Annotated in this window: 10 protein-coding genes; 6 read left to right on the top strand and 4 right to left on the bottom strand. The window is 72.5% G+C overall.

What is annotated here, in order from left to right; genetic code table 11:
• Positions 1–59 precede the first annotated feature (59 nt).
• Positions 60–1,472, top strand: a complete 1,413-nt coding sequence (locus AOM01_RS11600; protein WP_082110216.1) for an RNA polymerase sigma factor — start codon at positions 60–62, stop codon at positions 1,470–1,472.
• 65 nt (positions 1,473–1,537) lie between these two features.
• Here AOM01_RS11600 and AOM01_RS11595 read toward each other — a convergent pair whose 3' ends face one another.
• From AOM01_RS11595 to AOM01_RS11585, 3 genes are all read right to left on the bottom strand, one after another.
• A complete protein-coding gene (locus AOM01_RS11595; protein WP_169746557.1) occupies positions 1,538–4,438 on the bottom strand; it encodes a helix-turn-helix transcriptional regulator in 2,901 nt (966 codons plus the stop codon).
• A gap of 50 nt (positions 4,439–4,488) precedes the next feature.
• Positions 4,489–4,692 carry a hypothetical protein gene (locus tag AOM01_RS11590; RefSeq protein ID WP_062293591.1) on the bottom strand — a complete coding sequence of 68 codons (204 nt, stop codon included), beginning with the start codon at positions 4,690–4,692 and terminating at the stop codon, positions 4,489–4,491.
• Between the two features lie 93 nt (positions 4,693–4,785).
• Complete coding sequence (locus AOM01_RS11585; protein WP_062293588.1) at positions 4,786–6,237, bottom strand: alanine/glycine:cation symporter family protein; 1,452 nt, start codon at positions 6,235–6,237, stop codon at positions 4,786–4,788.
• Positions 6,238–6,371: 134 nt separating this feature from the next.
• On the opposite strand from AOM01_RS11585, the gene AOM01_RS11580 reads away from it, so the two are divergent.
• Both AOM01_RS11580 and AOM01_RS11575 read left to right on the top strand, forming a co-directional pair.
• On the top strand, positions 6,372–6,713 hold the full coding sequence (locus tag AOM01_RS11580) for a hypothetical protein (protein WP_062293585.1): 342 nt from the start codon (positions 6,372–6,374) through the stop codon (positions 6,711–6,713).
• 1 nt (position 6,714) lies between these two features.
• Entirely contained in the window at positions 6,715–7,185 is a 471-nt protein-coding gene (locus AOM01_RS11575; RefSeq protein ID WP_062293582.1) for a GNAT family N-acetyltransferase, read from the top strand.
• A gap of 16 nt (positions 7,186–7,201) precedes the next feature.
• Here AOM01_RS11575 and AOM01_RS11570 read toward each other — a convergent pair whose 3' ends face one another.
• Positions 7,202–8,050, bottom strand: a complete 849-nt coding sequence (locus AOM01_RS11570) for a TspO-related membrane protein (RefSeq protein ID WP_156155957.1) — start codon at positions 8,048–8,050, stop codon at positions 7,202–7,204.
• A 97-nt stretch (positions 8,051–8,147) separates the two neighbouring features.
• Here AOM01_RS11570 and AOM01_RS11565 point away from each other — a divergent pair, with 97 nt between their 5' ends.
• The 3 genes from AOM01_RS11565 (at position 8,148) to AOM01_RS11555 (ending at position 12,081) form a co-directional block, all read left to right on the top strand.
• Complete coding sequence (locus AOM01_RS11565; protein WP_062293742.1) at positions 8,148–10,253, top strand: DNA gyrase/topoisomerase IV subunit B; 2,106 nt, start codon at positions 8,148–8,150, stop codon at positions 10,251–10,253.
• On the top strand, positions 10,250–10,699 hold the full coding sequence (locus AOM01_RS11560; protein ID WP_062293576.1) for a hypothetical protein: 450 nt from the start codon (positions 10,250–10,252) through the stop codon (positions 10,697–10,699). Before AOM01_RS11565 ends, AOM01_RS11560 begins: the two co-directional genes overlap by 4 nt.
• Before the next feature lie 95 nt (positions 10,700–10,794).
• Positions 10,795–12,081, top strand: a complete 1,287-nt coding sequence (locus tag AOM01_RS11555) for a threonine/serine exporter family protein (protein ID WP_062293573.1) — start codon at positions 10,795–10,797, stop codon at positions 12,079–12,081.
• Positions 12,082–12,085: the final 4 nt, after the last annotated feature.

Raw genomic sequence — 12,085 nt, 5'->3', positions numbered from 1 at the left:
TGCGCGAGGCGATCAGCGGGGCCTCACCATCCACTCCGTGACAGGTCGAGAGGGTAGCCGTGTCGCCGAAGCAGCCGGGTCGCGCCGACGGTCGTTCCGTCGTCGTACCGACGGGTGGTGCCCGTCGTCCGGCTTCCGCAACCCCCGCATCGTCCCACGCTTCACTGCCGCCCGTCGGCAGCTCAACCGAGAAGGAGAAGGCCACGACTACCGCAGCCGCTTCCAAGTCCACCGGGGCCTCCACCACGACCGCACCCAAGCGCGCCGCCAAGGCCGCCGACGAGGCTGTCGAGGAGACCACCGAGGCGACCGCCAAGCCCGCACGCAAGGCCGCACCCAAGCGCGCGACCAAGGCCACCGCGAAGGCCGCTCCCGCCAAGGCGAAGGCCTCCGAGGACGAGGACGCCGAGGAGGTCGAGCTCGAGGACGCCGACCTCGACACCGACGACTCCACCGACGAGGGCGCCAAGCCCGCCGAGAAGGAGGAGGAGTCCGACAGCCGCGGATTCGTCCTCGGCACCGGCGACGACGACGCCCCCGTCCAGCAGGTCATGACCGCCGGCGCGACCGCCGACCCGGTGAAGGACTACCTCAAGCAGATCGGCAAGGTCGCTCTTCTCAACGCCGAGCAGGAGGTCGACCTCGCCAAGCGCATCGAGGCGGGCCTGTTCGCGGAGGAGAAGCTGGGCTCGGGCGAGAAGCTGGCCCCCAAGCTGCGCCGCGAGCTCGAGTGGATCGCCAACGACGGCCGTCACGCCAAGAACCACCTGCTCGAGGCCAACCTGCGCCTCGTCGTCTCGCTCGCCAAGCGCTACACGGGCCGCGGCATGCTGTTCCTGGACCTGATCCAGGAGGGCAACCTCGGTCTCATCCGCGCGGTCGAGAAGTTCGACTACACCAAGGGCTACAAGTTCTCGACCTACGCGACGTGGTGGATCCGTCAGGCCATCACCCGCGCGATGGCGGACCAGGCGCGCACCATCCGCATCCCGGTCCACATGGTCGAGGTCATCAACAAGCTCGCCCGCGTGCAGCGTCAGATGCTCCAGGACCTGGGCCGCGAGCCCACCCCGGAGGAGCTCGCCAAGGAGCTCGACATGACCCCTGAGAAGGTGGTCGAGGTCCAGAAGTACGGCCGCGAGCCCATCTCGCTCCACACCCCGCTGGGCGAGGACGGCGACTCCGAGTTCGGCGACCTCATCGAGGACTCCGAGGCCGTCGTGCCCGCGGACGCCGTGGGCTTCACGCTGCTCCAGGAGGAGCTGAGCAAGGTCATGGACACGCTCAGCGAGCGCGAGGCCGGCGTGGTCGGCATGCGCTTCGGCCTCACGGACGGCCAGCCCAAGACGCTCGACGAGATCGGACGCGTCTTCGGTGTCACGCGCGAGCGCATCCGCCAGATCGAGTCCAAGACCATGTCGAAGCTGCGTCACCCGTCGCGCTCGCAGGTCCTGAGGGACTACCTCGACTGAGCATCGGTCCCTGTCGGACGCGAGAGGCGCCCTTCCCCGCCGCGGGGGAGGGCGCCTCTCTCCGTTCAGGCGCGCGCTGACGACGCGGTGAAGAGGGCCGCGGCCTCCGTCCGGTTGGCCGCACCCAGCTTGGCGAGGATCGCGGAGACATGCACGCTCGCCGTCTTGCGTGAGATGAACAGCCGCTCGCCGATCTCGGGATTGGTGAGCCCCTCGGCCACGAGCGCGAGCACCTCAGCCTCCCTCCCGGTGAGGTCCGCGAGAGGGCCATCGCCCTCGCCCGCCGTCATCTGGGGCCCGCGCGCCCGTGCGGACCAGCGTGCGAGCAGCGCGGCACCATCCGCGGGTGCCCGCGCGACCACCCCGCCGAACTCGGCATCCGCCTCGCGCCGCCGTCCCGACCGCTTGAGCGCGCACGCAAGGCGGTAGTGCGCCTCGTGGACGCGCCTCAGCGGCGCGAGCCCGGCGTCGGCCGCCGCGACGGCGGCCCGCCACCGGTCCACCTCGTCCCGGTCCGCGATCAACGCCGCGGTCAGCGCTGCCGCGTGCGCGGTGGCCGGGTGTGCGCTCATGGCGTCCGCGATCTCGCGCGTGCGGGCCACGAGCCCCGCCGGGATCGTCATGCGGCGGCGCCGTGCGGCATCGATCGCGCGGGCGGTCGCGAGAAGCAGGTCGTGCTCCATGCGTGCCTGCGCGAGCGCGTCGGGATGGCGGATCGCGCCCACGACCGCGAGCGCCTCCGCCACGAGCGGACGAGCGCCGGCCGGGGCCGTGTCCTCGGCACGCGCGAGCGCGGCATCCGCGAGCGCGGCGGCGGTCCCGAACGCGCCCTCCGGGTCCGCGTCGACAGTCGACGCGGCGCGCCGCACCGGCGCCAGCACCGCGTCCGCCTCGTCGAGGCGATCCGCCCATACCAGCGCCTCGGCCTCGAGGTCGGCCAGGAACACCTCCCACCGTGGCGACTCGCCGCGCAGCAGCGCGGCCGCGCGCCGCAGGTGGGGCAGCGCGTCATCGACCTTGCCCGCGAGCAGCAGCGCCTCGGCGATGTTCGCGATGATCGGCGCACCGATGCGCCGCTCGAGCCCGGACTCGATCGCGTCCCGCAGCGCGACCTCGCCCTCGCTCACCGCCTCGCCGTAGCGCCCGAGGCGGGTCAGGACGTCGATGACGGAGGTGGCGGCGCAACGGCCCCACAGGATGCCACCCCGATCGATCTCGGCCGCCCGGCGTGCCTCGCGCAGCGCGTCATCGAAGTCACCGGCGAGCGAGCGGACCCACGCGCGACGCGTGAGGGCCGTGGCGATCAGCGCGGGATCGCCCGTCCCCTCGGCGAGCGCGACGCACGCGTCCGTGGTCGCCGATGCGGCGGGCCCCGACTCCCCGAGGGCCCTCATCGCGAGGGCGCGCACCCGCATCGGGGCGGCGGCGTCGGCAGGGCATCGCGCCAGCGCCTCCTCCAGCGCCTCGAGGTGCGCCGCGCCGCTGCCGAGCCCCTCGTGCTCGGTCGCGAGCACCACCGCAAGGCTGTGCAGTCGCGCACGCTCCTCCACCCGGTCCTGCGGAGCGTCGGCCAGGCCGGCCTCGACGGCGCGCATGGCCAGGCGAGCCGCCCCGGAGTCGTACAGGTCCTCCGCGATCTCGCATCGCAGCGCGAGCGCGGTGCCGCCGAGCCGGTCCTCAGGGTCGTCGACGTCGGGCCAGAGCCGCAGCAGCTCCTCGCCCAGCTGGGCCGCCGCGCCGACCGCGTACGCGCGCCTGGCCGCCTCCCGCGCGGCGATCACGGCGTCGAAGGCGCGCTCACGGTCGCCCGCCGCGAGCCGGTGGTGGGCGACGGACGCATCGTCCCCACGCGATCCGCGCCCGAGGGCGTCCGCGAGCGCGCGGTGCGCCGCGATCCGCTCGTGGGGGAGCATCTCGGCGTACACCGCTTCGCGCAGCAGCGCGTGGTGGAACGTGAACGCGTCGCCGTGCCGGAGGAGGACGCCGTGGTCGACGGCGTCGCGAAGGCCGGCCGTGAGGGTGGAGCGATCACCGTCCCACACCGCATCGATCACGTCCTCGCGCACCGTCATGCCCGCGACGGCGGCGAGGCGCGCGACCGCCTGTCCGGGGCCGCCGAGACGGTCGTAGCGCGCCAGGACGATGTCGCGGAGGCTGCCGCTCAGCTCGGGCCCAGGTGCCGCCAGCAGCTCCTCGACGAAGAACGGCACCCCCTCGGACCGGGTGAGCAGCGCCTCGACGTCGTCGCCATCCAAGTCGTGTCCCGTGAGCTCCCGCGCGAGCGCCGCGACCCCGGCGCGTGACAGGCGCGCGGGCTCGATCACCTCCACGCTGCGGTGACGTTCGAGCTCCGTCACGACCTCCCTGAGCGGGTGACCCCGGCCTACCTCGTCGCTGTCGTAGGTGAGGAGGAGCGTGAGCCGCGAGGCACGGAGCGTCGCCGCCAAGGTGCGGACCAGCGCCCGTGTCGCGGCATCGGCCCAATGGGCGTCCTCGAGCACCACCACCACATGCGCGCGGGCGGAGAGTCCGTCGAGGAGCCTCTCGACGGCCTCCGCGACGAAGTCGACCCCGTTTGCGGGAGGGGCGGCGTGCGGGTCGCTCACGTCCTCGAGCTCGGGGATGATGCGCGCGAGGGTCGAGACCGCCGTGGGGCTCCGCACGGCCGCCGCCGCCTGAGGGGGTCCGACGGCCGAGACGAGCTCCTGCAGGGGCCGTCGGACCGCGCTGAACGGCGAGCCGACCGTGCCGAGGTCGATGCACACTCCGGTCACGACCAGCGCGTCCGGCCTGGCGCGGGCGCGGGCCGCGGCCTCGCGAACGAGCCGCGACTTGCCGATGCCCGCCTCGCCCCGCACGATCACCACCGAGGGCTCGCCGCGGGCACCCGCGTCAAGCGCTCGCCCGAGCGCCGCGAGCTCCACGTCGCGTCCCACCAGGCCGGCGGGCCGCGATACTGCGGTCACCCTGACATCGTTGCCGATCGTCGGGCCCGCGTCGAGGCGAACGGGGTCGACTACGCCGCGTGCGGCCGGTGGCGGGGCGCGAGGTGCGCCGTGCGAAGGGGGTGCGTGAACCATTCCTTGATCGGGGCGAGGTGCCGCCGCGGCGACGGGGCGTCGTCGCCGAGGCGCTCAAGCTGGGCGCGACGCATCTCGACCCGCTGGTCGAGGCTGCTGGACACACGGACGCCGCGTGCGGCGATGCTGAGGTCTTCCATGGCGTCTCCCGTGAGTGGTGGCGCCCTCGGAGCCGGGCGCCGACACCTTCGAGTCTCCGCTCGAGCGCGCCGCTCGTGCATCGGGCAGGTGCCCTATCTTTCGCGGGGCAGGCCCGTGACGGACTGCTCGTCCTCCCACGCCTCGATGCCGGCGACCCCAGGCAGCGCGTCCCTGGTGAAGACGGGGTCCCTGCCTGACCGCACCTGGCCGGAGTAGTGCCTCAGCAGGCGGAACACGTGCCGGGACAGGGGGGCGATCGCGAGCAGGTTGAGCAGCGCGAGCACCCCGAGCAGCAGGTCCGCGAGCGACCACACCAGGGTGGCGGACACGAGGCCGCCGACCAGCACCACGACGACCACGACGGCGCGATAGGCGAGCAGCACGGGCCGCCGCTCGGTGATGTACTCGATGTTCGACTCGCCGTAGAAGTTGAGGCCGAGGATGGTGCTGAAGGCGAGGAGGAACACGATCACGGACAGCAGCACGCCCGCCCAGCTCCCGAGGGACCCGACCACCGCGTCGTGCGTCATCGCCACGCCCGGCTCCGCGCTCGCGAGGTCCGGGCGGGTCACCAGGATGATGAACGCGGTGATCGAGCACACGAACAACGTGTCGAAGTAGACGCCGAGCGACTGCACCAGGCCCTGCTTGACGGGGTGTGTCGTGGCGGCGCTCGCGGCCGCGTTCGGCGCCGTGCCGAATCCGGCCTCGTTGGAGAACATGCCCCGCTGGACGCCGGTGAGGATCACGGTGCCGAGCGCCCCGCCCGCGACCGCCTGGCCGGACACGGCGTCCTCGAGGATCGCCCGGAGCACCGGGCCGATGGCGTCGACGTGAAGGATCACGATGACGACGCCCAGGCCGAGGTACAGCAGCGCCATCGCGGGCACGACCGCCTCGGTGACCCGTGCGATGCGGTGTGCGCCGCCGAAGATGACGGCCGCGGTGAGCAGCGCGACGACGGTGGCGACGGCGGGCCCCACCCAGCCGGGCGCGCCGTCCTCGAACGATCCGGTCACCGTCTCCGCGATCGTGAACGACTGCAGCATCGTCACCGCGAACGGCGCGGCGAGGATGAGCACGATCGCGAGCACCACGCCGAGCCCGCGCGACCCGAGGCCACGCTGCACGTAGTACGCGGGGCCGCCGCGGAAGCCCTCGGCGTCGCGGTGCTTGTACAGCTGCGCGAGCGTCGACTCCACGAAGCTGGTGGCGGCGCCGAAGATCGCCATCAACCACATCCACGCGACGGCCCCCGGCCCGCCGACCGCGATGGCGGTGCCGACGCCGGCGATGTTGCCGATCCCCACCCGCGACGCCGCCGACACGGTGAACGCCTGGAACGCCGAGAGCGACTGGGGGCGTCCCTCGGCGTCTGTGGGCGTGCGATCCGTGAGCACTTTGAGCATTCGCGGCAGCAGCCGGACCTGCACCACGCCGGACCGGACCGTGAAGTACACGGCGAGCACCACGACGAGCGGCAGCACCAGCCAGGTCCACAGCGTGTCGGTGGCGGACACCACCCACTCCTCGAGCGCGTTCATAGGACTCTTACGGTAGGCCGAAGCGGCGGGTCACGCCTGGTCGATGCACGATGCGCGGGTTCCGTGGCGCTCCGGCGGCATCCGGGTGAGGCAGTAGCATCGTGCCGACCGTCCCGATCTCCTTGGAGCCCCCCATGAGCGTCCTGCGCACCGTCCTGCTGGTCCTTCACCTCGTCGGCGTCGCGGCGCTGCTGGGGCCGGCGCTCGAGCAGCTGACGGCGCAGACCAAGCGCATCACGATGCTGATGGTGTGGGGTGCCCGCGCGCAGATCCTCACGGGGCTCGCGCTCACCGGCGTCGCGTACGCGAGCGACCACGAGCCGGACCACGTGAAGATCGCCGTCAAGCTGCTCATCGCGCTTGCGATCGCCGGCGTGGCGGAGGCGACGCGCAAGCGCGAGAACCCCGTCACCCCGTTCTGGGTCGTCACCGGCCTGACGCTCGTCAACGTCGTCGTCGCCGTCGCGTGGCACTGAGGTGACCGACGTCCGGCCCGCGGTCACGGCGGACGCGGCCGAGATCGTCCACCTCGGCGCGCTCATGTACAAGGCGGTGGGTGCGAAGCCCACGCCCACGTGGGCGGTCGAGTCGACGCGGATGGTGCGGGACCGCCTGGGCCAGGACCTGTTCGGCATGGTGATCGACGCGCCCGAGGGCGGTCTCGCCGCGTGCGGCCTGGTCAACGTCGCGCCCCGGCTGGCGCGCCCCGGTGCCGACGCCCACCAGATGGGTTACATCCAGTGGGTGTCGACCGCGCCCCAGCATCAGCGCAAGGGATACGCGCGCGCCATCATGGAGGCGCTGCTCGAGGAGACCGACCGGCGAGGCATCGAGGTGGTCGAGCTGCACGCCAGTCCCGCCGGCCTGCACCTCTACCAGGACCTGGGCTTCTTCATCAAGCACGACAACGTCGCGATGAGCTCCGTGCGCCGTCGCCCGCGACGCTAGCGCGACCCGAGGGCGCTCAGCCCCGAGGGCGGTGGCGGTGCGCCCACCGGAGGGCGCGGACCTGGGTCGCGACCGTGGTGATCGCCGTGGTGAGGACCACCGCGGCCGCCGCGCCGATCGCCGCCCACCCGACCGCCGCATCGTCCGGCTGCCCGAACAGCCGCTCCTCGCCGATCCACGCGAGGCCCCACGCGAGCGTCGCCGTCGCGGTCCAGGCGAGCACCGGGGACGGGGAGAGGTCGCGCGCCATCGCGATGCCGACGAACGCGGTGGCGACGAGCACGCCGACCGCGGCCCACGTGCCGTCCCCGGGGTCGCTGCCCACCCACCAGGCGCCCACCGCGGTGACGTTCGCGACGGTGGCGACCGTCGCCCACCCGAGGTAGAGGCCCACAGGGGCGTCTGCCGCGGCCGCCTCCACCGCCGTGGCGGGACGCGAGCGGGACAGCCGGGCGGCGGCCACGCCGAGCGCCACCAGGATGACGGCGAGCACGCCGACCGAGGCCGCGAGCCATTCGCGCTGCACCACCCAGATCCAGCCGGCGTTGAGCACCATCGCCGCCAGCAGCGGCCACGCGACGGCCCGGATGCGAGGGCTCGCGCCCGGACCCGGCAGCGCCTGGACCACGGCGAACACCGCGAGCGCGACGTAGATGACGGCCCACACGCCGAACGCCGCGGAGCCCGGGGCGAGGAGCGTCGCGTCGGAGGCGAGGACCCCACCCGCGGCGTCCTCGACGGGTACCCCGCCGAAGGCTCCCGAGCCCCACGCCGCACCCGTGATCGCGAGGACCGCGCCCGTCGCGACGAGCGCGCGCTCGATCACGTCCCTCGTGGAGATGTCCCGCTCCGCCGTCACCGTCATCCGTAGCCTCCCTGCCAGGCACAACGCTCCCACGTCCGCGGATCATCCGCACGTCCTCCGGTGGGCCTGCGCGGCGACGTCGGAGGGCGCAACTAAGATGACCGCCGTGGCGAACGACTACTCCGCTAGGCACCTGTCCGTCCTCGAGGGACTCGAGGCGGTGCGCAAGCGACCCGGCATGTACATCGGCACCACGGACTCGCGGGGCCTCATGCACTGCCTCTGGGAGATCATCGACAACTCTGTCGACGAGGCGCTGGGCGGGTTCGGCGACCGGATCGAGATCGTGCTGCACCCGGACGACTCCGTCGAGGTCCGCGACCAGGGTCGCGGCATCCCCGTCGACATCGAGCCCAAGACGGGCCTCACCGGCGTCGAGGTCGTCATGACCAAGCTGCATGCCGGCGGCAAGTTCGGCGGCGGCTCGTACGCCGCGTCCGGCGGCCTCCACGGCGTGGGCGCCTCCGTGGTGAACGCGCTGTCCGAGCGGCTCGACGTGTGGGTCGACCGCGGCGGCAAGACGCATCACATGGGCTTCCGCCGAGGCGAGCCGGGCTACTTCCAGGACCCCGCCTCGGGCGCGGTTCCGGACGCCGAGTTCAAGCCGTTCGTGACCGGCTCCGAGCTCGCGGTGGTCGGCAAGGTCGCGAAGGCGCGCACCGGCACCCGGATCCGCTACTGGGCGGACCGCCAGATCTTCAACAAGACCGCCTCGTTCAGCTATGACGACCTGCTGGTGCGCGCGCGCCAGACCGCCTTCCTGGTGCCCGGGCTCACGCTGGTGGTGCGCGACGAGCGCAACCCGGCGGAGCCGCACGAGGAGGAGTTCCGCTACGAGGGCGGGGCCAAGGACTTCGTCGACTTCATCGCGACGGACACCGCGGTCACCGACACCTGGGAGCTCACGGGCCAGGGCACCTACACGGAGACGGTGCCGGTGCTCAAGCCCAACGGCCACCTGGTGTCCGAGGAGGTGGAGCGCGAGTGCGTGGTCGACGTCGCGCTGCGCTGGGGCACCGGCTACGAGGCGGAGACGCGGTCGTTCGTCAACATCATCTCGACGCCGAAGGGCGGCACCCACCTCGCCGGCTTCGAGGCCGGGCTGGTGAAGGTGCTGCGCGCCCAGATCGCCACCAACGCGCGCCGGCTCAAGCTCACCGGCAAGGACGGCGCGGAGCGCATCGAGAAGGACGACATCATGGCGGGCCTCACCGCCGTGGTCACGGTGCGGATCCCCGAGCCGCAGTTCGAGGGCCAGACCAAGGAGGTGCTCGGCACGGGACCCGTGCGCGGCATCGTCGCGAAGGTGGTCGAGCAGCAGCTCGCCGCGATCCTCACGTCGACCAAGCGCGACACCAAGGCCCAGGCGAACACGGTGCTCGAGAAGGTGGTCGCGGAGATGAGGGCGCGCGTCGCCGCGCGCAAGCAGAAGGAGATCTCGCGTCGCAAGAACGCGCTCGAGACCTCGTCGCTGCCCGCCAAGCTGGCGGACTGCCGCTCCAACGACGTCGAGCAGTCCGAGCTGTTCATCGTCGAGGGCGACTCCGCGCTCGGCACCGCGAAGCTCGCACGCCGCTCCGACTTCCAGGCGCTCCTGCCCATCCGCGGCAAGATCCTCAACGTCCAGAAGGCGTCCGTCACGGACATGCTCCACAACGCCGAGTGCGCGTCCATCATCCAGGTGGTCGGCGCGGGCTCCGGCCGCACGTTCGACCTCGAGGCGGCCCGCTACGGCAAGATCATCCTGATGACGGACGCGGACGTCGACGGCGCGCACATCCGCACGCTGCTCCTCACGCTGTTCTTCCGCTACATGCGGCCCCTCGTGGACGCCGGGCGTGTGTTCGCCGCCGTGCCGCCTCTGCACCGCATCGAGGTGTCCGGCTCCGCCCGGCGCGAGAAGGAGTACATCTACACGTACTCCGAGAAGGAGCTGCAGGAGACCCTGCGCGACCTCAAGCGCGCCGGTCGCAAGTACAAGGACGACATCCAGCGCTACAAGGGCCTGGGCGAGATGGACGCGGACCAGCTCGCGGAGACCACCATGGACCCGGGCCGCCGCACGCTGCGCCGCGTCACCAGCGCGGACGCCGCCGCGGCCGAGCGCGTCTTCGAGCTGCTCATGGGCAACGACGTCGCGCCGCGACGCGACTTCATCATCGCCGGCGCCGCGTCGCTCGACCGGTCGAGGATCGACGCATGAGCGGCCTCCCCGTCCGTGCGTCCGAGGTGCACGAGGGCGCCCCGCCGTGTCCCGTCCACCCGTACGGCTTCCACCAGCGCGCGCAGGTGCGCGAGGAGGGTGCCCGGACCGTGTTCCGGCCCGCTCCCGTCCATGGGCTGCCCGCACGGTGCGCCCTGCTGGAGGAGGAGCTCATGGAGTCCGAGCGTGAGCTCGACCTCCTCGACGAGCTGTGGCGGCGCGAGCACGCCGCACCCGGGCACGGCCTCGCGATCCTGGGCGTCACGGTGACGGTCGCCGTCGTGGTCGCGCTGGTGCTCACCGGTGTCGCGACCGCCGGCGTGGTGCTCGCGACGCTCGCGGGCGGCCTCGCGGTGGTGGGGCTGGACCGCGCCGACCGGGCGCTTCACGACTCGCGCCTCGCCCGCGTGCGGGACTGGCACCGCCGCGTCGGCACGCCGCGCTGACCAGCGCGGCGCGCCGCGCCCAGGACCCGCCTTTGCCACAATGAAGTCCCCGGAGCACACCGCGGCTTGACCGCGACACCGACACGAGGGACACGATGGCAGACGAACGCGCGACACCCCGGGATCACGAGCATTCGCTGGAGCCGGTCGGGCTGATCCAGCAGTCGGGGGCGATCCTGCGCGTGGGCCGCATGATGCTCGCGGCGGGCACCGCGAGCTACCGCGTCAAGGAGGCGATGGAGGCCGTCGCGCGCGCCCTCGGGATCGACCGTCACACCGCCGCCGTCACGTTCACCGAGATCACCGCCACCACGCATCGTGGCGAGTTCTTCCGCACCGAGGTGACCGAGGTGCGCAAGTTCGGCGTCAACGCCGAGCGCATCCAGCTGCTCGACGACTTCCGCTCCACCATCCCGGCCAGCACCACGGTCGAGGAGGTCAACGCGGCGCTCGACGCGATCGAGGCCAAGCCTGCGCTGTACCACCCGGCCGTGAACGCGCTGTCCGCCGGGGCCGCCTGCGCCGCGTTCGCGGTGCTCAACAACGCCCGCCCGCTCGAGGTGCTCGCGGTGCTGATCGCCGCGACGCTGGGGCAGTTCGTGCGGCGCGCTTTCGCGCACCGCGGGTTCAACCCGTTCGGCACCACCATGGCGGCGGCCGCGCTCGCCTGCGGTGTCTACCTCGCCTCCGTCGCGGTGTTCTCGCTGTCCGGCACCACGGTGGACGTCCACGCGTCGGGCTACATCGCGTGCACCCTGTTCCTGCTGCCCGGGTTCCCCCTCATCACGGCGGCGCTCGACATGGCCAAGCTGGACTTCTCCGCGGGCATCTCCCGCCTGGTGTTCGCGACGATGATGATCGTGGGCGCCGCGCTGTCGGTGTGGGCGATGACGCTGGTCGACGCGCTCGACTCGAGCGTGCGTGCCCCCATCCCGCTCGACCCGGTGCCGCACTTCACGCTCGTGGCCGCCGCCAGCCTGGTGGGGGTGCTGGGCTTCGCGCTGATGTTCAACTCGCCGTGGCGCATGGCGCTCGCCGCCTCGGTGATCGGCATGGTGTCGAACACGTTCCGGCTCATCCTCGTGGACCGCGGTGTGATGATCCAGATGGCGACGGTGCTCGCATGCGTGCTCGTGGGCGTCCTGGTGGCGTTCGCCGCGCCGCGCACGCGGTCGCCCATCATCACGTTGCAGGTGCCGGCCGTGCTGGTCATGATCCCCGGCGTGCTCGCGTTCCAGTCGGTGGTCAGCCTCAACGAGGGCAGCTACACCGAGACCATCGGTGCGATCCTGCAGGTGGTGCTGGTGGTGCTGTCGATCATGGTCGGGCTGGTGATCGCCAAGCTCGTGACGGACCGCGACTGGGCGTTCGACCGGGGCTGACCGG

The organism is Demequina phytophila (genome assembly GCF_000971135.1).
GTDB lineage: Bacteria > Actinomycetota > Actinomycetes > Actinomycetales > Demequinaceae > Demequina > Demequina phytophila.
Note: the sequence above shows the minus strand (reverse complement) of the source record. Positions and strands in the feature narration are given on the sequence as shown.

Coding starts and splice junctions, on each gene's coding strand:
- AOM01_RS11590 (WP_062293591.1), bottom strand. CDS start 4,692: ATGGAAGACCTCAGCATCGCCGCACGCGGCGTCCGTGTGTCCAGCAGC.
- AOM01_RS11585 (WP_062293588.1), bottom strand. CDS start 6,237: ATGAACGCGCTCGAGGAGTGGGTGGTGTCCGCCACCGACACGCTGTGG.
- AOM01_RS11580 (WP_062293585.1), top strand. CDS start 6,372: ATGAGCGTCCTGCGCACCGTCCTGCTGGTCCTTCACCTCGTCGGCGTC.
- AOM01_RS11570 (WP_156155957.1), bottom strand. CDS start 8,050: ATGACGGTGACGGCGGAGCGGGACATCTCCACGAGGGACGTGATCGAG.
- AOM01_RS11565 (WP_062293742.1), top strand. CDS start 8,148: ATGACCGCCGTGGCGAACGACTACTCCGCTAGGCACCTGTCCGTCCTC.
- AOM01_RS11560 (WP_062293576.1), top strand. CDS start 10,250: ATGAGCGGCCTCCCCGTCCGTGCGTCCGAGGTGCACGAGGGCGCCCCG.
- AOM01_RS11555 (WP_062293573.1), top strand. CDS start 10,795: ATGGCAGACGAACGCGCGACACCCCGGGATCACGAGCATTCGCTGGAG.